Origin of the sequence: Streptomyces sp. NPDC056160 (assembly GCF_042268205.1) — a bacterium.
Taxonomy (GTDB): domain Bacteria; phylum Actinomycetota; class Actinomycetes; order Streptomycetales; family Streptomycetaceae; genus Streptomyces.
Window position 1 is genome coordinate 35,950 of the sequence record NZ_JBHJUW010000049.1, and the last position, 18,980, is coordinate 54,929.

The 18,980-nt window shown below is 70.7% G+C and carries 18 protein-coding genes and 1 riboswitch; of the genes, 5 read left to right on the plus strand and 13 right to left on the minus strand.

Annotation, left to right across the window (positions count from 1 at the left end; all coding sequences use genetic code 11):
- Positions 1–97: 97 nt before the first annotated feature.
- Together ACFC02_RS19705 and ACFC02_RS19710 are read right to left on the minus strand one after the other, a co-directional pair.
- Positions 98–364 carry a DUF4190 domain-containing protein gene (locus ACFC02_RS19705; RefSeq protein ID WP_376358494.1) on the minus strand — a complete coding sequence of 89 codons (267 nt, stop codon included), beginning with the start codon at positions 362–364 and terminating at the stop codon, positions 98–100.
- A gap of 103 nt (positions 365–467) precedes the next feature.
- Positions 468–632, minus strand: a complete 165-nt coding sequence (locus ACFC02_RS19710; protein WP_376358496.1) for a hypothetical protein — start codon at positions 630–632, stop codon at positions 468–470.
- Between the two features lie 134 nt (positions 633–766).
- Here ACFC02_RS19710 and ACFC02_RS19715 point away from each other — a divergent pair, with 134 nt between their 5' ends.
- Positions 767–1,393, plus strand: a complete 627-nt coding sequence (locus ACFC02_RS19715; RefSeq protein WP_376358498.1) for a TetR family transcriptional regulator — start codon at positions 767–769, stop codon at positions 1,391–1,393.
- A 101-nt stretch (positions 1,394–1,494) separates the two neighbouring features.
- Here ACFC02_RS19715 and ACFC02_RS19720 read toward each other — a convergent pair whose 3' ends face one another.
- Entirely contained in the window at positions 1,495–2,355 is an 861-nt protein-coding gene (locus tag ACFC02_RS19720) for a thioesterase family protein (protein WP_376358501.1), read from the minus strand.
- Between the two features lie 154 nt (positions 2,356–2,509).
- On the opposite strand from ACFC02_RS19720, the gene ACFC02_RS19725 reads away from it, so the two are divergent.
- Positions 2,510–3,754, plus strand: coding sequence for an alpha/beta hydrolase (locus tag ACFC02_RS19725; protein ID WP_376358503.1), 1,245 nt, complete (start codon positions 2,510–2,512; stop codon positions 3,752–3,754).
- Here the strand turns inward: ACFC02_RS19725 and ACFC02_RS19730 are convergent.
- The 10 genes from ACFC02_RS19730 to ACFC02_RS19775 all read right to left on the minus strand — a co-directional run bounded on the left by ACFC02_RS19730 (position 3,663) and on the right by ACFC02_RS19775 (position 15,622).
- Positions 3,663–4,319, minus strand: coding sequence for a trimeric intracellular cation channel family protein (locus ACFC02_RS19730; RefSeq protein ID WP_376358506.1), 657 nt, complete (start codon positions 4,317–4,319; stop codon positions 3,663–3,665). The two genes, ACFC02_RS19725 and ACFC02_RS19730, sit on opposite strands and share 92 nt — an antisense overlap.
- 55 nt (positions 4,320–4,374) lie before the next feature.
- Entirely contained in the window at positions 4,375–5,766 is a 1,392-nt protein-coding gene (locus tag ACFC02_RS19735) for a M1 family metallopeptidase (protein ID WP_376358509.1), read from the minus strand.
- A gap of 101 nt (positions 5,767–5,867) precedes the next feature.
- Positions 5,868–7,472 carry an ABC transporter ATP-binding protein gene (locus ACFC02_RS19740; RefSeq protein ID WP_376358546.1) on the minus strand — a complete coding sequence of 535 codons (1,605 nt, stop codon included), beginning with the start codon at positions 7,470–7,472 and terminating at the stop codon, positions 5,868–5,870.
- Between the two features lie 23 nt (positions 7,473–7,495).
- Complete coding sequence (locus tag ACFC02_RS19745; protein ID WP_376358512.1) at positions 7,496–8,593, minus strand: ABC transporter ATP-binding protein; 1,098 nt, start codon at positions 8,591–8,593, stop codon at positions 7,496–7,498.
- A complete protein-coding gene (locus tag ACFC02_RS19750) occupies positions 8,590–9,588 on the minus strand; it encodes an ABC transporter permease (protein WP_376358515.1) in 999 nt (332 codons plus the stop codon). Before ACFC02_RS19750 ends, ACFC02_RS19745 begins: the two co-directional genes overlap by 4 nt.
- 111 nt (positions 9,589–9,699) lie before the next feature.
- On the minus strand, positions 9,700–11,487 hold the full coding sequence (locus tag ACFC02_RS19755; RefSeq protein ID WP_376358518.1) for an ABC transporter substrate-binding protein: 1,788 nt from the start codon (positions 11,485–11,487) through the stop codon (positions 9,700–9,702).
- Positions 11,488–11,555: 68 nt separating this feature from the next.
- Positions 11,556–12,563: an ABC transporter permease gene (locus ACFC02_RS19760; protein WP_376358520.1), complete on the minus strand. Its 1,008-nt coding sequence runs from the start codon at positions 12,561–12,563 to the stop codon at positions 11,556–11,558.
- A gap of 324 nt (positions 12,564–12,887) precedes the next feature.
- The gene (locus tag ACFC02_RS19765) at positions 12,888–13,682 is read right to left on the minus strand and encodes an enhanced serine sensitivity protein SseB C-terminal domain-containing protein (RefSeq protein WP_376358523.1); all 795 of its coding nucleotides are present in this window, start codon (positions 13,680–13,682) and stop codon (positions 12,888–12,890) included.
- Positions 13,683–14,078: 396 nt separating this feature from the next.
- Positions 14,079–14,882: an enhanced serine sensitivity protein SseB gene (locus ACFC02_RS19770; RefSeq protein WP_376358526.1), complete on the minus strand. Its 804-nt coding sequence runs from the start codon at positions 14,880–14,882 to the stop codon at positions 14,079–14,081.
- A 41-nt stretch (positions 14,883–14,923) separates the two neighbouring features.
- Positions 14,924–15,622, minus strand: a complete 699-nt coding sequence (locus tag ACFC02_RS19775) for an AAA family ATPase (protein ID WP_376358529.1) — start codon at positions 15,620–15,622, stop codon at positions 14,924–14,926.
- A 170-nt stretch (positions 15,623–15,792) separates the two neighbouring features.
- Positions 15,793–15,892, plus strand: a riboswitch (glycine riboswitch).
- A 159-nt stretch (positions 15,893–16,051) separates the two neighbouring features.
- On the opposite strand from ACFC02_RS19775, the gene gcvT reads away from it, so the two are divergent.
- The 3 genes from gcvT (at position 16,052) to glyA (ending at position 18,946) form a co-directional block, all read left to right on the plus strand.
- Positions 16,052–17,179, plus strand: a complete 1,128-nt coding sequence (gene gcvT / locus ACFC02_RS19780) for a glycine cleavage system aminomethyltransferase GcvT (RefSeq protein WP_376358532.1) — start codon at positions 16,052–16,054, stop codon at positions 17,177–17,179.
- Between the two features lie 109 nt (positions 17,180–17,288).
- Positions 17,289–17,666, plus strand: coding sequence for a glycine cleavage system protein GcvH (gene gcvH / locus ACFC02_RS19785; protein WP_360974749.1), 378 nt, complete (start codon positions 17,289–17,291; stop codon positions 17,664–17,666).
- A gap of 17 nt (positions 17,667–17,683) precedes the next feature.
- Positions 17,684–18,946 (plus strand): serine hydroxymethyltransferase, encoded by a 1,263-nt coding sequence (gene glyA, locus ACFC02_RS19790; protein ID WP_376358535.1) that lies wholly within the window; start codon positions 17,684–17,686, stop codon positions 18,944–18,946.
- Positions 18,947–18,980: the final 34 nt, after the last annotated feature.

Here is an 18,980-nt window from a genome sequence, read left to right on the forward strand (position 1 = left end):
GAGGCTGATTCTACGGGGCGCCCGGCGGGGGGCACGGGGCAAGGTCGCGCCGGATCGCCGCCCGGGCGGCCGGGGGCCCGGCAAGACCTCCGGAGAACTAGAAGCTCCAGGACACCGTGTGGTCCACCTGCATCAGGGACACGAGGACGACGAGGTCGGCGATGCCCAGGGTGAGGCCGAGCAGGGCGCGCCCGCGGCGTTCGGTGCCGCGCCACAGGGCCACCGACGCCAGGACGACGGAGATGGGGCCGAGGACGACGTTGAGGACGAGCAGGCCGATCAGGCCGAGGATGAAGGACGCGACGGCCATGCCGTCGGCGTCGCGGGTGACCGTGCGGCGCGTGGCCGGTGCGGTGAGCTGCATGGCGGGTGGCTCCTTGGGTCGTACGGACGGTCGAAGGGGCCGGCGGACCGGGCGGGACGGTGCGAGGGGCGTCGGGCCTGCCGGGCGGGCCGGCCGGGCTGCGTCAGTGGGAGGTGCCGCGACGGCGGGCGTGGCGCTCGCGCAGCGCGAAGACGGCGAGCCAGACGGCGATCACGACGGCCGCGACGACGGTGAAGCCGAGCGGCGCGTGGGCGACGGTGCCCAGGGTGACACCGAGCAGCAGCAGTGCGGCGACGAGGAACAGCATGGGATCCGATCCCCCTTCGGCGCCGGCCGGGGGTGCTTCCGGCGGACGCTTGCGGTAACAGTTGTTCACTGACTACCCAGTCTAGCGCCGCCCACCGCTTGGAAATTCCAGAGAACAGTTGTTAACTGTATGGTATGAGTCACACCCCCGGTGTCCGGCAGGCCCAGAAGCAGAAGACCCGTCAGGCCCTGCTGGACGCGGCGCTGACGCTGCTGGAGGAGCAGAGCCTGAGCAGCCTGGGCCTGCGCGAGGTCACACGGGCCGTCGGGGTGGCCCCGACCGCCTTCTACCGGCACTTCCGCTCCACCGCGGACCTCGGCGTGGCCCTGGTCGAGGAGGTGCTGGGCAGCCTGCATCCACTGATCAGGACCACGGTGTCCACCGCGGACGACAGCGATGAACGCATCGCGCGCGCCGTCGACCTGATCGCCCGTCATGTGGCCGAGTACCCGGCCCACGTCCGTTTCATCGCCCGGGAGCGGCACGGCGGGGTCCAGCCGGTGCGCGCGGAGATCCGCGCACAACTGTCCCGCTTCGCCCGCGAGGTCAAGGCGGAACTGGCCGAGGACGCCCTGGCCGAAGGGTGGAGCGACGACGACCTGCTGATGCTCGCGCATCTGTACGTCGACCAGATGCTGATCACCGCCTCGCTCTTCCTGGAGGCGCTGGAGGCCCCGGAGGCGGAGCGCGAGCACGTCACCCGGCTCGCGACCCGGCAGTTGCGGCTGATCAGCATCGGCCGCCGGCACTGGCGGGAGTGAGGGCCACCCCGTGCTCCGCACCGCGGGCACGGAGCAGGCCGCCCCGCCCGGGAGGTGCGGCACGCGAGGGTGGCCGGCGATCCGGCCGGGGCGGCGTACGCTCAGCCGAGCCTGACCCGCGCGAGCTGCCGGGACTGCGCCACCAGCCGGCCGGTGCTGTCCCACACCTCGGCGTCCTCCTCCAGGAAGCCGCCGGCCAGGTTGCGGGTGGTGATCGAGATGCGCAGCGGGCCGGGGGCCGGGCGGCAGCGGACGTGCACGGTCAGCTCGACGGTCGGGACCCACCCCTTGAGGCCGAGTTCGAACGCGGTCGGCGGCAGCGCGTCCACCGCGAGCAGCAGCGAGAGGGGGTCGGCGTCGCGGCCGTCGGCCAGTCCGAACCAGGCGCGCATCTCGCCCCTGCCGGACGGCGAGCCGAGCGCCCAGCCGAGGGTGGCCGGGTCGAGCTTGAGCATCAGGCGGTCGGCGATGGCGGAGCCGCCCTCGACCGGCGCGGGTCCGTCGTCGGCACCGAAGCACTGCTCCAGGGGCGGGATCGCGGGCGGCTCGGCCGTGGTGCGGACGTCGTCGGGGAGCGCGTCCAGGTCGCCGTAGGAGGCGAGAACCCGGATGCGTTCCACCTCGGTGCCGTCCTCGCCGCGCTGGAAGAGCGAGGCCTGGCCGGTGGAGAGGGTGCGGCCGGTGCGGACCACCTCGGTGCGCACGACGGCCGGGCCGGGCTGCGAGGCGGTCAGGTAGTGCGCGGAGATCGTGAACGGATCCGGGTGCGGCAGGGCGTCCGCGAGCGCGCGGCCGAGGACGGCCAGCAGATAACCGCCGTTGACGGCGTTGATGATGGTCCAGCCGGCGGAGAGGTCGGTGTCGTAGACGCCCGGGGCACGCCGGGTGACCGCGGTGTCCCGGTCGAACTCGCTGTCGCCGATCGAGGCCCGCACGGCCGGGGCGGAGGCTGCATCTGGCATAGGGGAACGGTACAACAGGTAACTACTAAGCGGTAGCTTTTGATATGACGGCTGCGTGACGGGCGCCTTCCACTGCGTGAACGCCAGGCAATTTCTCGGTAAGTGTCCGTACTCGTCCGTAAACCCGAAGCCCCTGTTTTCCCTCTACGGGGACATGAGCCTCACCGGGACTCCGTTCCTGTACACCACCATCGCGCTGGCCGTGGTGGCCCTGGTCCTGCCGTTCGCCCTGTGGACGCGGACCAAGGGCCCCAAGGCGCTGCGCGCCGCCCTGCGGGCACTGATGCTGCTGTTCGCCCAGGCCACCGCCATCACCCTGGTCTTCGTCCTGGTGAACAACTCCAACAACCTGTACGACAACTGGTCCGACCTGCTCGGCACCGGCAACCACGTGCAGCAGGCCGCCGACCTCGGCGCCGACGGCACCGGCGGCATCGCCTACCGCAAGCTGCCCAAGGTCGAGCAGAAGTTCTCACAGGCCGACGGGCCCCGCATGCACGCGGCTGGCGGGGTCAGGGTCACCCAGCTGAAGGGCCGGGTATCCGGGGTCAGCGCCGAGGTCTACGTCTGGCTGCCGCCGCAGTACGACGAGCCGGCCTACCGCGGCAAGAAGTTCCCCGTCGTCGAGCTGCTGTCCGGCTACCCCGGCTCGGCCAAGGCGTGGTTCGGCTCACTGAAGGTGCACGAGCAGCTCGAACCGCTGATGCGCAGCGGACAGGTCGCCCCGTTCATCCTGGTCTCGCCGCGCACCAACGTGATCGCGAAGGCCGACACGGGCTGCGCCAACATCCCGGGCACGGTCAACGCGGACACCTGGCTGAGCATCGACGTACCGAAGATGATCACCGACAACTTCCGCGCCCGGTCCGCGCCCGACGGCTGGGCCGCGGCGGGCTACTCGGCCGGCGCCCACTGCGCGGCCAAGCTCGTCGTCGCCCACCCCGACCGCTACCGGGCCGCGGTGAGCCTGTCCGGCTACAACGACCCGATCGGCGAGAGCGCCTCGCTGGCCGCGCAGAGCCCCGCCCTGCGCCGGGCGAACAACCCCTACGTACTGCTGAAGAAGTACCGCAAGCCGCCGCGCGTCGCGCTCTACCTCTCCGGCGAGGCCGGCGACGGCTACCAGGCCGGAGTGGCGCTGGAGCAGATCGCGAAGCCTCCGACGACCGTGCACGTGGTCTTCCTGCCGCGCAGCGCGGGCGGGCACAGCATGGCACTGTGGCGGCCCCAGGTGCCGACGGCGTTCCGCTGGCTGACCGTGGAGATGAGCCGCAAGGCCGGCCACGGCGGGCACACCGTGACCCCGCCTACTCCTCACGGACGGTCGAACGCCGGTTCCACGCCCGCGGAGCTCGCCAGTGGTACCGCATCGCGAGCAGGCGGAGCGCGAAAGCCGTGACCGCCGCGAACCCGCTGGTGACCGGCGTCAGCACGGCGTAGTGGATGCACAGCACCACCATGGTGGAGCCGACGATCGCCGGGACCGCGTACAGGTCGCGGTCCCAGCGCAGCAGTGAGGGCACCTCGTTGGCCAGCACGTCGCGCAGCACACCGCCGCCCACGGCGGTGGCCAGTCCCAGGGTCGCCGACGAGGTGAGGCCGAGCCCGTAGTCGTACGCCTTGGTCGTTCCGGAGACGCAGAACAGGCCGAGGCCCGCCGCGTCGAAGACGTAGACCGCCCGCTGGATGCGCTCCACGTGCGGGTGCAGGAAGAAGACCACCAGCGTGGCGATCAGCGGGGTGAGGAAGTACCCGAGGTCGGTGAAGGCGGCCGGCGGCACGGCCCCGATGACGATGTCCCGGAACAGCCCCCCGCCCAGCGCGGTGACCTCGGCGAGCACGGCGATGCCGAAGACGTCGAAGTTCTTGCGTACGGCCAGCAGCGCGCCGGAGATGGCGAACACGAAGATGCCGATGACGTCGACCGTGTGCTGGACGGAGGGGCTGAACAGTTGCTGAAGCACCCCACATTCTTACTCAGGGCGCGGTACGGGCCCCGCCGCACGAGGCCCCTGTCCCCTACAGCGCGGGCTTGCCCTGGGTGTACAGCCACGTGTGGAAGAAGTCGCCGAGCCGCTGCCCGGAGACCTGCTCCGCGAGACGGACGAAGTCGGCGGTCTGCGCGTTGCCGTAGCGGTGCAGTGTCGTCCAGGCGGGCAGCAGCCGGAAGAACGCTGTGTCGCCGATGCGTTCGCGCAGCGCCTGGAGGGTCATGGCGCCCCGGTCGTAGACCGCGTCGGCGAACATGGTGTCGCGCTGCGGGTCGGCGGGCCTGATCTGCCAGAAGGAGTCGTCGGCCGCGATGGAGTCGTACGCGGCGCGGAAGGAGTCGTGCGCCGAGCGGGTGCCCTTGTGCTCGGCCCACAGCCACTGGGCGTAGGTGGCGAAGCCCTCGTTGAGCCAGATGTCCTTCCAGTGCTTCACCGACACCGAGTCGCCGAACCACTGGTGGGCCAGTTCGTGCACGATGGTCGACTCGCTGCGCACGGCCGAGTAGGCGGGCTTGCTCTGGACCTCCAGCGAGAACCCGGCCTGCGGCATGTCGTCGACGATCGCGCCGGTCTCCTCGAACGGGTACGGCCCGAAGACCTGCGACCAGTAGTCGGTGGCGGCGGCGGTCACCGCGTACACGTCGACCTTGTTGCTGTTCTTCAGCTTCGGGTCGATGGCCACGTACATCGGGGTGCCGCCGGGGGTCCGGCCGGTGCGCACGTCGAACTTGCCGATCGTGGCGGTCGCCAGGTAGCTCGCCATCGGCCGGCTCTCGCGCCAGTGCGTGTACGTCGAGCCGCCCTTGTCGTACGTCGAGACGAGCCGGCCGTTGGAGACGCCGGTCAGGCCCTTGGGCGCCTTGATCCGGATGTCGTAGGTGGCCTTGTCGGAGGGGTGGTCGCTGGAGGGGAACCAGGTGGAGGCGGCGTTGGGTTCGCACGCGACGAAGACGCCGTCCTCGGTCTTCATCCAGCCGTACTGGGATCCGAAGACGATGGGGCCGCTGAGCGGCTCGGGTATGCCGCCGTAGGTGACGGTGACCGTGAAGGTGCGGTTCTTGTGCAGGACCCCGCGCGGGGTGATGCGCAGTTCGTCGCCGTCACGCGTGAAGTGGGCGGCTCTGCCGTTCACCTCGACCCGGGTGACCTCCAGTTTCTGCAGGTCCAGGTCGAAGGAGGACAGGTTCTCGGTGGCACGGGCGGTGAGGGTGGTGCGCCCGTCGAGGCGGTCGGTGTCCGGGTTGTAGGCGATGTCGAGGGCGTAGTGACGGGCGTCGAAGCCGCCGTTGCCCAGCTGGGGGAAGTACGAGTCGCCGATGCCCGGGGCACCGTGGGTGGGGGCCGAGGAGGCGGCGATCGCGAGGAAGGAGGCCGCCGCGGTCGCGACGGCCCCCAGACGTGCCGAACGGGAGAGTGCCATGAAGTCGTCCCTTCGCGCGTGGATCAGTGGATCACACGGACAGGGACGACTCTGCGCTCTCCCGTTCGGTCATGAGCATGACTTTGCCAAGTCGTCACGCCTCAGTCGTCGGTTGACTCCTGACGCTCCGCGTCGCCCGCGTCCGCGCCCGCGCCGCTGTCCACGTCCTTCGGGACGGCGGCTTCGGCGGCCTTCGCCGGCTTCACGGACTTGACCGACTTGGCAGCCTTCGCGGACTTGGCGGCCTTCGCGGGCCCGGCGGTCTTCGCCGTCTTCGCGGACTTGGCCGTCTTCGCCGTCTTCGCTGTCTTGGCCGTGGCCGTTTTGGCTGTCTGCGCCGTCTTGGCTGCCTTCGCCGTGGCCGTCTTGGCCGGCTGCGCGGGTTCCGCGGCGCCGTCGGCCGGCTCACCGGCCTGAGCCGCGGGCTCGGCGCCGGCTTCGGCGGACTCGGGGGCGCCCTCCGCGGGCTCGGTGGAAGCCCCCGGCTCAGGCTCCGTCGTGGCCCCCGCCGCCTCCGTGACCTCCGCCGCGACCGCCGCCGAGGTCTCGGCGGACTTGGCCAGGACCTCCTCGGAGACCAGCTCCGCCGCCTCCTTCGCGGCCGACAGCAGCACCGTGTCCTGCGGTGCCTGGTCCGCGAAGTTCTCCGGGTGGTGGCAGGCCACCCGCTGACCGGGCTTCAGCTCCTTGAGCTCCGGCTCGGTCGTGCGGCAGACCTCCGTCGCCTTCCAGCACCGGGTGTGGAAGCGGCAGCCGCTCGGCGGGGAGATCGGCGAGGGCACGTCGCCCTGGAGCAGGATGCGCTCGCTCTTGGCGTTCTTGCGCCGCGGGTCCGGGATCGGCACCGCGGACATCAGCGCCTTGGTGTACGGGTGCATCGGCGCCTTGTAGAGGGCGTCCCGGTCGGCCAGCTCGACGATCTTGCCGAGGTACATGACCGCGATCCGGTCCGAGACGTGCCGGACGACCGACAGGTCGTGCGCGATGATCACGTACGTCAGGCCCAGCTCCTGCTGGAGGTCGTCGAGCAGGTTGACGACCTGCGCCTGGATCGACACGTCGAGCGCGGAGACCGGCTCGTCCGCCACCACCAGCTTCGGCTTGAGCGCGAGCGCGCGGGCGATGCCGATGCGCTGGCGCTGGCCGCCGGAGAACTCGTGCGGGTAGCGGTTGTAGTGCTCGGGGTTGAGCCCGACCACCGACAGCAGCCGCTGCACCTCCTTCTTGATCCCGCCCTCGGGCTCGACGCCCTGGAGCCGGAAGGGGGCGCCGACGATGGTGCCGATGGTGTGGCGCGGGTTCAGCGACGAGTACGGGTCCTGGAAGATCATCTGCACGTCGCGGCGCATCGGGCGCATCCCGCCGACCCCGAGGTGCGTGATGTCCTTGCCCTCGAACTCGATCCGGCCCGCGGTGGGTTCGAGCAGCCGCGTGATCAGCCGGCCCATCGTCGACTTGCCGCAGCCGGACTCGCCCACGACACCGAGGGTCTCACCCGAGCGCACCTCGAAGTCGAGCCCGTCCACGGCGCGCACGGCGCCGACCTGACGCTGCAGCAGCCCCTTCTTGATGGGGAAGTGCTTCTGCAGCCCGCTCACCTTGAGCAGGACCTCGCCGGGCGCGGCCTCCTTGGTGAGGGTGGCCGTGCCGGTCGCCCCGGCCTTCGCCGCGGCCTCGTCGCCGTCGCTCTGCGCAGGGATGCCCACTGCCTTGTCCTTGGCGTTCTCGCTCACAGCTTCGGCGCAATCTCTTCGGTCCAGATCCGCTCCCGCTGCTCCTGCGACATGTGGCAGGCGGCCCAGTGCCCGCCGCCCACATCGGTCAGCTCGGGGCGCACCGTGCGGGTCACGTTGTCCTTGGGTACGTCGGCGTACGGGCAGCGCGGGTTGAAGGCGCAGCCGGAGGGGACGTTGATCAGGGAGGGCGGGGACCCCTTGACGGGGATGAGCCGCTCCTGCTGCTCCCGGTCCAGGCGCGGCATCGAGCCGAGCAGCCCCCAGGTGTAGGGGTGGCGGGGCTCGTAGAACACCTCTTCGGCCGGACCGCGCTCGACGCACCGGCCGCCGTACATCACCAGGATGTCGTCGGCGAGTTCGGCGACGACGCCCAGGTCGTGGGTGATGACGATGACCGCGGAGCCGAACTCCTTCTGCAGGTCCCGGATGAGGTCGAGGATCTGCGCCTGGACGGTGACGTCCAGGGCGGTGGTCGGCTCGTCCGCGATGAGCAGTTCGGGGTTGTTGACCAGCGACATCGCGATCATCGCGCGCTGGCGCATACCGCCGGAGAACTCGTGCGGGTAGTTGTCCACGCGCTTGTCCGGCTGCGGGATGCCCACCCGGTCGAGCATCTCGACCGCACGCTTGCGCGCGGTCTTCTTGTCGACGTCGTGGTGGATGCGGTACGCCTCCACGATCTGCTGACCGATCGTGTAGTACGGGTGCAGCGCGGAGAGCGGGTCCTGGAAGATCATCGCCATCTGCCGGCCGCGCAGCTTGCGCACGTGGTCGGGGTCGGCGGACAGCAGCTCGGTGCCGTCCAGCCAGATCTCGCCGGAGATCTGCGCCTTGCGCTTGCCGTACTGGCCGGCGGTGTGCAGGCCCATGATGCCCAGCGAGGTCACCGACTTGCCGGAGCCGGACTCGCCCACGATGCCGAGGGTCTTGCCCTTCTCCAGCGTGAAGCTGAGCCCGTCGACGGACTTGACCAGACCGTCGTCGGTGGGGAAGTGCACCTTCAGGTCGCGCACTTCCAGGAAGGCGCTCGGGGCGGCCGAGGCGGCGGTGGGCTCGCCCACGGCGGCTCCCGTCTTGCTGAGGTCGGTCATGCGAGCCTCACTCGGGGGTCGATCACGGCGTACAGGACGTCCACCACGAGGTTGGCGATGAGCACCGCGAGCGAGGTGATCAGGGTGACGCCCAGGATGATGGGCAGGTCCTGGTTCCTGATGCCGTTGAGCACGGCCTGGCCGAGGCCGGGCAGGCTGAACGTCGTCTCGGTCAGGATCGCGCCGCCGATCAGGGCGCCGAGGTCCATGCCGAGCATGGTCAGGATCGGCGTCATCGTCGAGCGCATGGCGTGCTTGCCGATGACGGTCTGCTCGCGCAGGCCCTTGGCGCGGGCGGTGCGGATGTAGTCCTCGCCGAGGACCTCCAGCATGGTGGCCCGGGTGATGCGCGCGTACATCGCGGCGTAGAGGAAGGCGAGGGTGATCCAGGGCAGGATCATGCCGCCGAACCAGCCGGTGAAGCTCTCGCTGAGCGGCACGTACTGGCCCTTGAACAGCTTCAGTCCGAAGACGAAGATCGCCATGGAGAGCATGCCGGTGAAGTAGATCGGCAGCGAGACGCCGCTCAGGGCGACGACCATCGCGCTGCGGTCCCAGATGCTGCCCCGCTTGAGGGCGGAGAGCACGCCGGCGGCGACTCCGAAGACGAGCCACAGCACCGCGGCGCCGAGCGCGAGGGCCAGCGTCACCGGGAAGCGGTCGGTCAGCACCGGCCAGATGGCCTGCTCGCTCTTGAAGGAGTAGCCGAAGCACGGCGCGGGGCAGTGGGTGACGCTGCCACCGCCCGAGTAGGTGCGGCCCGCGAAGATCCCCTGGAAGAAGTGCCAGACCTGGGTGTAGACCGGGGCGCCCAGGTCCAGTTTCTGCCGGACCCCCTCGATGGCGGCCGGGTCGGCCTGTTTGCCCACGAAGCTCAGGGCGATGTCGACGCCCGCCCACTTGGGGACGAGGAAGAAGATGCAGAAGACCACCACGATGATGACCACCAGCATCACTGCGGCGGCGAACAGCCGCCTGATGAGGTAAGCGAGCACAGCTTACGGCCCGCCGCGGACCGCGGCCCGCCGGAGATCTTCCGGCGGGACCGCGCTCACGCCGCGCCGGCCTTCACCTGCCTTTCGTGCCGTTCGGCGGGTGTGCCGGGTTTACTTCGTGGAGGTCAGGCCGAGGTTGACGAAGTCGTAGTACCCGCTGTACGCGTTCGTCGTGTACACGTTGCCCAGGCGCGTGGAGCGCCAGTTGAGCAGCTTCTCGAAGGTGAAGGGCAGGTAGTAGCCGCCCTCCATGACCTTGTGGTTGATCTGGGTGGCGAGCTGCGACTTCTTCGCCTCGTCCAGCGTGGTGTTGTACTGGTCGAACAGGCCGTCGACCGACTTGTCCTTGATCAGGGCGTAGTTGTTGTTGCCGCTCTGCAGGATGTAGCGGCTGTCCCACAGCGGCACGCCGTAGCCCTGGACGGTCGGGAAGTCCGGACCCCAGCCCATGATGATGATGCCGAACTTCTTGCTCGCCACGTTCGAGGGGCTGCCGATGATGCCGGCGGTCTGCGAGCCGTCGTACTGGTAGATGTCGGCGGTGATGCCGACCTTCTTCAGCGACGCCTGCAGGGACTGGGCGGTGGCCACCTCGACCGGCTTGTTGTTGCGGACCGCGATGGTGGTCTTGAAGCCGCTCGGCTGACCGCAGGCCTTCAGCTCTTCCTTGGCCTTGGCGGCGTCGCCGTTCTTGCCCGCCCCGGCGAGCTGGTACGGGTCGTACTTCTGGCCCTCGCCACCGGCGACGGACGGCGGGAGCATGTTGGTGCCGATGTCACCACCGGCGATCGGGCCGCCGCGCGCGGTCTGCAGCGACACGTGGTCGGCGCCGTAGATCACGGCCTTGCGGCAGTGCTCGTTGTCGAACGGCTTGACGCTCTGCGGGAAGACCGCGTAGCGGATGAAGCCGGAGACCGGGTTGTCCAGGTTGCCCTTGTGCTGCTTCAGGGCGATCTGGCGGCCCTGCGGGGACAGACCGGTCTGGCTGAGGTCCAGGTCGTAGTCGCCGTTGATCAGGCGCTGGTCCAGGTCGTTGGCGTTGGTGAAGAGCTTGAGCGAGACCTTGTCCGGGTACGCCTTGCGGACGGGGTCCGAGGACGCCTTCCAGTTGGTGTTGCGCACCAGCACGAGGCTCTTGCCCGGGGAGTACGACTCGAACTTGTACGGGCCGGAGGAGAACGGGTGCAGGCCGTACTGCGACTTGGTGTCCTTGTCCTGGCGGACCGGGGAGGCCGAGGTCAGCGCCAGCATCTGGATGAAGTCGGAGTTCGCCGTGGGCAGGTGGAAGACGATCGTCTTGTCGTCCGGCGTGTCGATCGCCTTCAGGCCCAGGTGGTCGGCGGCCTTGTCCTTGTACGGGCCCGGGTAGGACTTCTTGGGGTCGAGCGCCTGCTGGAGGTAGATCGGGCCGCCGGACAGGACGTCCTGCGCCCAGACGCGCTCGATGCCGTACTTGAGGTCCTTGGAGGTGATCGGCTTGCCGTCCTCCCAGGTGATCCCGTCGCGCAGGGTGAACGTGTACGTCTTGCCGCCGTCGGTGACCTTGCCCATGTCCGCCGCCAGGTCCGGCGTGAGCTTGGCGCCCCCGGCGCCCGGCGCGGTCGAGTAGGTGAGCAGCTGACGGCTGTAGTAGCGCGAGAAGTCCCACATGAAGCCGTAGTAACCGCGTGTGGTGTCCCACGAGTCGGCGTCCTGGGCGCCGGCGAACTTCAGCTCGCCGCCCTTCTTGACCTTCGCGGCGTTGACGACCTTGTTGTTCGCCGCGTCGAAGCCGGCGGCGCCGCTCTTCGAGTCGCCGCCGCCTCCGCCGCCGCACGCCGCCGTGGTCAGCAGCCCTGCGACCACGGCCGCAGCGGCCAGTGCCTGCTTGCGCCGCCCTGAGGTGCGTTGGGTAGTCACGATCTCGGTTCCTCCGGAATAGATGAGAGACCCCGTGCATGCGCCACGGGTCGCTTGGTTACGGCGGTTCAGCGGGAGCCCTTGGGGTCCAGCGCGTCGCGCACGCCGTCGCCGAAGAGATTGAAGGCAAGGACGGTGATGAAGATCGCCACGCCGGGGATCACCATGTACATGGGGTCCGAGTCGTAGTAGTCGATCGCGCTCGACAGCATCTGTCCCCAGGACGCCGTCGGAGGCTTGACGCCCACGCCCAGGAAGCTGAGTGCCGCCTCGGTGAGGATGTTCGTCGGGATCATCATCGTCGTGTACACGATGATGGGCGCGACCAGGTTGGGCAGCAGCTCCTTGAACAGGATGTAGAACCGCCCCGCGCCCAGCGACCGCGCCGCCTCGACGTATTCGCGTTCCCTCAGCGAGAGCGTCTGGCCGCGCACCACGCGGCCGATGTAGGGCCAGCCGAAGAAACCGATGACCAGGATCATCACGAACACGCGCACGCTGGAGCCGGTCAGACCCAGCATGTCGCTGGGCATGACCGAGACGAGCGCGATGATGAAGAGCAGCTGCGGGAAGGCGAGCAGGCCGTCCATGACACGGCTGATGGTCGCGTCCACCCAGCCGCCGAAGAAGCCCGCGAGGATACCGAGGACCGTGCCGAGCACCACCGCGACCAAGGCGGAAAGGAAGCCGACCAGGAGCGAGATCTGCGCGCCGTAGAGGATGCGGGCGAAGATGTCACGGCCGTTGACCGGTTCGACGCCCAGGAGGTGGTCGCCGCCGATGCCGCCCAGGGACCCGGTGGGCGTGCCGAAGAGCGGGTCGATCAGGTTCTCGTGGTAGGCGTTCGGGTCCTGCCCGATCAGCTTCGCGAGCACCGGCGCGAGCAGCGCGACCAGGATGAGGACGAGCACGACCACACCGCCCGTCAGGGCGAGCTTGTCCCGCTTCAGCCGCTCCCAGGCGATCCGCCCCAGGGAGCGGCCCTGGACGGCCTTGGCGCCCGTGGTGGCCACCGCCGCTTCATCGGCCGCGCTGGGGGCCGCTTCGGCGGTCGGCTCGTGCAATGGTGCCGTCATTAGGCAGGGACCCCTCTCAACCGGCGGTAGCCGGCCCGCACTTGCCGCTGTGGCGGCATCGTCAGTCCGTCGTACACAGGGGCGAACGCCCCTTGTTGCGGGAGTCTTCAACGCGCAGGCGATCCGTTGCCAGACTTGACGGTGAAAGGATGCGCAAACGTGATGCGGGTAGGGGGGTTCCGTTATCCGGACGTTGGGTAACGGGGGGCGGACGCGGGCCAGTTGGGTCTTTCTCCCGCAGAATCGGACCTTCCGCCCTCATCTACGCGCGCAGACGGGCTCCTGGTCCCTCGATCACCGCCGGGCGGAGCGTGCGGTTCCGGATCAGTGTCCGGGACCGGCCGGCGGGTAGCCGTACCCGCCCACCGCCGGGGGGCCGGCCACCGCGTGCGCCTCGCGGTCGTAGAACGGGCGGGAGTTGGCGCGCAGCCACATCGCCACGGGGTCGAACTCGTCCGACATCACCACGGTCGAGACCGGCAGCCCGTCCGGGACGGCCGTCATGGACTGCTGCATCATCGCCCGCACCGAGTCGACGGCCTGCGGCGAGGTGTCGTACACGTCCAGGCCGATGGCCAGGTACGGCGCTCCGACGGCGGGCTGCACCCAGGCGCGGCGCAGCGAGCGCAGCGCGGGGGTGCGGTGGGCGGCCTGGGTGAGCAGCGCGTAGAACTGCGGGATCTCGACGGCCGGTTCGGACAGCCGCAGCGGCCCGGCGGGCTGGCGGTCCAGGCCCTCGGCCATGCGGCGCAGGTCCAGCCAGGGGATGCCGACGCCGCCGCCCGGGGCGTGCGGATTGAGCCAGAGGCCGTAGTGGTCGGGGTAGAGGGTGCGGGCGACGTCGAGCCCGTCGACCACCTCGTAGGAGCGCATCCAGCCGCTCGCCGACAGCTCCTGGGCGGAGGTGACACAGGGCGCGTAGCCGTGGCCGTCGACCTCCATGTGGCCGTACTGGGCGTCGGGGGAACCGGCCTGGCCGTGCCACAGCAGCATCCAGACCTGGCCGGAGGAGGGGGTCGCGAGGGTGCGCAGCAGCGCCTCGTAGGCGTCGTACCGCCCGGGTGTCACCTGGCGGAGCATCTGCTCCACGTGCCCGGCCGTGGTGCCGCTGGCGCTCACCTTCTACCGCCCCTTCGTCGTGCTCCGACCGAGCTGTGGACCTGGGTCCTGTCGTCGCCTTCCCGTCGTCCGCCCGGCGCGCGGGTCGGACGGGAAGGCGAGGCAGGGCCCAGTGCTGTGGCCGGAAAGGTTTGCCGATGACTCGCGGCGTCCGGTGGGGTGCCTCGCAAGGCGGAGCATCGCCCGCGTACTGGACGTACTCGGGTGATGCGACAACGCGGCGAGGTACCGTGCCGGGCGTCGCGAGCCGGTGGACCTTTCCGGCCGCAGCACTAGCTTAAGGCCGCCCGTGGGGCGCGGTGCGTGCCGTGGTCGCGGGACGGCGGGCGCGCTCGGCCGGGCCCGTCCCCGCGGTGCGGCGGCGCGGGTCGGGCCGCGACGCCCGCACGGGGTGCCTCAGTGACCCGACTCGTAGAACGGCCGGACCCTTTCGCGCATCCATTCGGCCACCGGGTCGTCCGTGATGTCCAGGAGGACGAGGTTGACCGGCCAGGGGGTGGGCGCCTTGGCCAGGGCGCGGCCCAGCGCGTCCAGCGGGCGGCTGCGCAGGTCGTCGTCCCACTGGGACAGCTCGACCCCGACGAACATGACCGGGTCGGCCGTCTCGACGGCGGCCAGGCAGCGGCGGGCGGTGCGGACCACGCCGGTGGCGGCGAACTCGGTACCGGCGGCGGACAGGAAGTCCACCGGGTCGTCCTGCCAGTCGGGTTCGTAGAGGCGGACCCGGCCGCCGCCGGCGGGGCCGTCCAGTTCGGTGCGCCCGGCCCGGCACAGTTCCGCCACGGCCTGCGGGGGCAGCGGGAGACCGGCCACGCCGTCCGGGTTCAGCGCGATGCCGACCTGGGCGGGCAGTCCCCGCGCGAACTCGACGGCGGGCGCGACGGTGAACGCCATGTGGTGGCCGGCGACCTGGCGCAGCTGCTCCTCGGAGCTGAAGACCGGTACGTAGGCCTGGCCCTCGATCTCCAGGGTGGGCAGGTCGAGCGAGCCGCTGTGCGGGCCGCCGCCGCTCGGGAGCGGGACCCACAGGAAGCTGCGGCCCAGGACCTCGATGATCCGGCCGCCGGCCGTCGGGATGCCGAGGGCGGCGGAGAGCACTTCCTCCAGTTCGTTGCCGGGCCACCCGCCGTGCGGGTGGGGGTGCGCCTGTGCCGGGAAGTCCCCCGGAAAGTCCGCGGAGAAGTCCGCCGGGAAGTCCATCTGCCTACCGCCTGCTGGGAACCACTGCTGTGACCGAAAGGCTAACGGGTGCCGTCGCCGGGCGGGCCGGTGAACCCGATCCGCCGCAGACCGGCCGCCGCCTCCCGGTCCAGCAGGACCGCCGCGTCGCACCCCCGGGGCAGCTCACCGCGCTCCACGGCGGCGACCAGGCGGGCCGTGGCCCTGCGGTGGCGCAGGAAGGCGTAGCGGGAGACGCCCCGGCCGCGCTCGCGCTGGCCGCAGAGGGCGGCGGCGGGCGCCACGTCCAGCAGCAGCAGGTGGAGGGCGCCGCCGCGCCGGTGGGCGGTGCGGGCGAGCCAGGCGCGGACCCAGGCCTGGGTGCCGCAGTCGTGGACCACGACACCCTCGCCGGTGCGCAGGGCGCGGCGCAGCGCGGCGTAGTGGGCGAGGCGGACCAGGGGGCGGTACAGGGCGTACGGGAGGCGGCCGGCCAGGCGGGCGTCCCAGCGGTCGCGGGTGTCCTCGGAGTCGATCCGCGCGCCGCGGGCCGCGCGGCGCATCAGCGTGGTCTTGCCGCTGCCGGGCAGGCCGGTGACCACGACCAGGTCGCGGGGGCCGAAGAGCAGGGCGTGCGGGGTGCGGCCGGCCCGCTGCCGCAGGTCGCGGACGACGGGCGCGGTGCGCTCGCCGCGGTGGGCGCGGCCGGCGGCCGTCGGCCGTGCCGGCAGGGCGAGGGCCCGGGTCGTCGCGTACGCCGGCGCTGTCCTGTTCACCGTCATCGTCCTCCCCGGGGTGGTGACGGTTCACCTCCCCCTTGAGTGCAAAGAGAAGGTAATACGCGGTGTCTGCCGTTTGCGTGCGCGTTCTGCCACAGGCCGGTTACAGATCCGGCCTGCCGCGAAGAGTCCGGGCGTGCGATGATGTCCGCGCCAACTGCATACCGGCCGCTTGAATCCGCGCGGGAGAGTCCCCGGCAGTACGTCTGCCCGGGGCGCCGAAGGAGCAAGTCCCTCCCTTGAATCTCTCAGGCCCCGTACCGCGCGGGCGAGGCACATCTGAAAAGCGGGCCGCTGCCGCAGTGGCTCCACCCAAGGTGCAAGCCGTGCCCGTCCGTCCGACGGCGGTCATGGCGAACCTCTCAGGTTCCGATGACAGATGGGGAGGACACCCGACCTGTCCTCGCCCGTTCCTTCCTGGGAGACCGACCGATGAGCAGTTCCGCGTCCCGTCCGCTCCGCCGTACCGCACTCGACGCGGTGCACCGTTCGCTCGGCGCGACGATGACCGACTTCGCCGGCTGGGACATGCCGCTGCGCTACGGCTCCGAGCGCGACGAGCACGTCGCCGTGCGCACGAAGGCCGGTCTCTTCGACCTGTCCCACATGGGTGAGATCACGGTGACCGGCCCGCAGGCGGCCGCCCTGCTGAACCACGCCCTGGTCGGCAACATCGCCTCCGTCGGCGTCGGCCGGGCCCGCTACACCATGATCTGCCGCGAGGACGGCGGCATCCTGGACGACCTGATCGTCTACCGGCTGGCCGAGACCGAGTACATGGTCGTCGCCAACGCCTCCAACGCCCAGGTGGTGCTGGACGCGCTCAGCGAGCGGGCGGCCGGCTTCGACGCCGAGGTCCGCGACGACCGCGACGCCTACGCCCTGATCGCCGTGCAGGGCCCGGAGTCCCCCGGCATCCTCAAGTCGTTGACCGACTCCGACCTGGACGGCCTGAAGTACTACGCCGGCCTGCCGGGCACGGTCGCGGGCGTGCCCGCGCTGATCGCACGCACCGGCTACACCGGCGAGGACGGCTTCGAGCTGTTCGTGAAGCCCGAGCACGCCGTGGAGCTGTGGCAGGCGCTGACGAAGGCCGGGGAGAGCGCCGGCCTGGTCCCCTGCGGCCTGTCCTGCCGCGACACGCTGCGCCTGGAGGCGGGCATGCCGCTGTACGGGCACGAGCTGACCGAGGAACTGACCCCGTTCGACGCGGGGCTCGGCCGGGTGGTCAAGTTCGAGAAGGAGGGGGACTTCGTCGGGCGTGAGGCGCTGCTCGCCGCTGCCGAGCGCGCCGAGCAGGCACCTCCGCGCGTCCTGGTCGGCCTCGTCTGCGAGGGCCGCCGCATCCCGCGCGCGGGCTACGGCGTCGTCGCCGGCGGCGAGGTCGTCGGCGAGGTCACCTCCGGCGCCCCCTCCCCGACCCTGGGCAAGCCGATCGCCATGGCGTACGTCGACGCCGCGCACGCCGCGCCGGGCACGGCCGGTGTCGGCGTGGACATCCGGGGCAACCACGAGCCCCTCGAAGTCGTGGCGCTGCCCTTCTACAAGCGGCGGAAGTGACGCCGTCGTCACCGGTCAGGGGTGACGTGGGCCACATCGCCCCGGTCACGCACGCCCTGCGCAGTCCCTCATTCACCAGCACTCCCCCGCGTACAGGAGAATTCAGGCCATGAACAACCCCCAGCAGCTGCGCTACAGCAAGGAGCACGAGTGGCTGTCGCCCGCCGAGGACGGCGTGGCGACGGTCGGCATCACCGAGTTCGCGGCCAACGCGCTCGGCGATGTCGTCTACGCCGACCTCCCGGCGGTGGGCTCCACGGTGACCGCGGGCGAGACCTGCGGCGAGCTGGAGTCGACCAAGTCGGTCTCCGACCTGTACTCCCCGGTCAGCGGTGAGATCACCGAGATCAACCAGGACGTGGTGGACGACCCGTCCCTGGTGAACTCCGCGCCCTTCGAGGGCGGCTGGCTGTTCAAGGTGCGCCTGTCGGAGGAGCCGGCCGACCTGCTCTCCGCCGACGAGTACAGCGCGCAGAACGCCGGCTGAGGAGCAAAGGGACCCAGATGACTGTTCTCAACACGCCCCTGCACGAACTCGACCCGGACGTGGCCGCCGCGGTCGACGCCGAGCTGCGCCGCCAGCAGTCCACGCTGGAGATGATCGCCTCGGAGAACTTCGCCCCGGTCGCGGTCATGGAGGCGCAGGGCTCGGTCCTCACCAACAAGTACGCCGAGGGCTACCCGGGCCGCCGCTACTACGGCGGCTGCGAGCACGTCGACGTGGTCGAGCAGATCGCGATCGACCGGGTCAAGGCGCTGTTCGGCGCCGAGCACGCCAACGTGCAGCCGCACTCCGGCGCCCAGGCCAACGCGGCGGCGATGTTCGCCCTGCTCAAGCCCGGCGACACGATCATGGGCCTGAACCTCGCGCACGGCGGGCACCTGACCCACGGCATGAAGATCAACTTCTCCGGCAAGCTCTACGACGTCGTCGCCTACCACGTGGGCGAGGACGGTCAGGTCGACATGGCCGAGGTGGAGCGGCTGGCCAAGGAGAAGAAGCCGAAGCTGATCGTGGCCGGCTGGTCGGCGTACCCGCGGCAGCTCGACTTCGCCGCGTTCCGCCGGATCGCGGACGAGGTCGGCGCGTACCTGATGGTCGACATGGCGCACTTCGCCGGTCTGGTCGCGGCGGGCCTGCACCCCAACCCGGTGCCGCACGCCCACGTGGTCACCACCACGACCCACAAGACGCTGGGCGGCCCGCGCGGCGGTGTGATCCTGTCCACGGCCGAACTCGCCAAGAAGATCAACTCCGCGGTCTTCCCCGGTCAGCAGGGTGGCCCGCTGGAGCACGTGATCGCCGCCAAGGCGGTCGCGTTCAAGGTCGCCGCGAGCGACGACTTCAAGGAGCGCCAGCGGCGTACCCTGGAGGGCGCCCGCATCCTGGCCGAGCGCCTGGTCCAGGAGGACGCCAAGGCGGTCGGCGTGGACGTGCTCTCGGGCGGCACGGACGTGCACCTGGTCCTGGTGGACCTGCGCGACTCGGAGCTGGACGGCCAACAGGCCGAGGACCGCCTCCACGAGGTCGGGATCACGGTCAACCGCAACGCCGTCCCGAACGACCCGAGGCCGCCGATGGTCACCTCCGGACTGCGCATCGGCACCCCGGCCCTGGCCACCCGAGGCTTCGCGGCCGAGGACTTCGCCGAGGTCGCGGACGTGATCGCCGAGGCGCTGAAGCCGTCCTACGACGCCGAGGCCCTCAAGGCCCGGGTGAAGGCCCTGGCCGACAAGCACCCGCTGTACGCGGGGCTGAACAAGTAAGTCACCGGCAGCAGCGCGCGGGCGCCGGTGACCC

Bases quoted from the DNA above. Each gene is read 5' to 3' on its own strand.
- ACFC02_RS19705 (WP_376358494.1), bottom strand. From the start codon at position 364: ATGCAGCTCACCGCACCGGCCACGCGCCGCACGGTCACCCGCGACGCC.
- ACFC02_RS19710 (WP_376358496.1), bottom strand. From the start codon at position 632: ATGCTGTTCCTCGTCGCCGCACTGCTGCTGCTCGGTGTCACCCTGGGC.
- ACFC02_RS19715 (WP_376358498.1), top strand. From the start codon at position 767: ATGAGTCACACCCCCGGTGTCCGGCAGGCCCAGAAGCAGAAGACCCGT.
- ACFC02_RS19720 (WP_376358501.1), bottom strand. From the start codon at position 2,355: ATGCCAGATGCAGCCTCCGCCCCGGCCGTGCGGGCCTCGATCGGCGAC.
- ACFC02_RS19725 (WP_376358503.1), top strand. From the start codon at position 2,510: ATGAGCCTCACCGGGACTCCGTTCCTGTACACCACCATCGCGCTGGCC.
- ACFC02_RS19735 (WP_376358509.1), bottom strand. From the start codon at position 5,766: ATGGCACTCTCCCGTTCGGCACGTCTGGGGGCCGTCGCGACCGCGGCG.
- ACFC02_RS19745 (WP_376358512.1), bottom strand. From the start codon at position 8,593: ATGACCGACCTCAGCAAGACGGGAGCCGCCGTGGGCGAGCCCACCGCC.
- ACFC02_RS19760 (WP_376358520.1), bottom strand. From the start codon at position 12,563: ATGACGGCACCATTGCACGAGCCGACCGCCGAAGCGGCCCCCAGCGCG.
- ACFC02_RS19770 (WP_376358526.1), bottom strand. From the start codon at position 14,882: ATGGACTTCCCGGCGGACTTCTCCGCGGACTTTCCGGGGGACTTCCCG.
- ACFC02_RS19775 (WP_376358529.1), bottom strand. From the start codon at position 15,622: ATGACGGTGAACAGGACAGCGCCGGCGTACGCGACGACCCGGGCCCTC.
- gcvT (WP_376358532.1), top strand. From the start codon at position 16,052: ATGAGCAGTTCCGCGTCCCGTCCGCTCCGCCGTACCGCACTCGACGCG.
- gcvH (WP_360974749.1), top strand. From the start codon at position 17,289: ATGAACAACCCCCAGCAGCTGCGCTACAGCAAGGAGCACGAGTGGCTG.
- glyA (WP_376358535.1), top strand. From the start codon at position 17,684: ATGACTGTTCTCAACACGCCCCTGCACGAACTCGACCCGGACGTGGCC.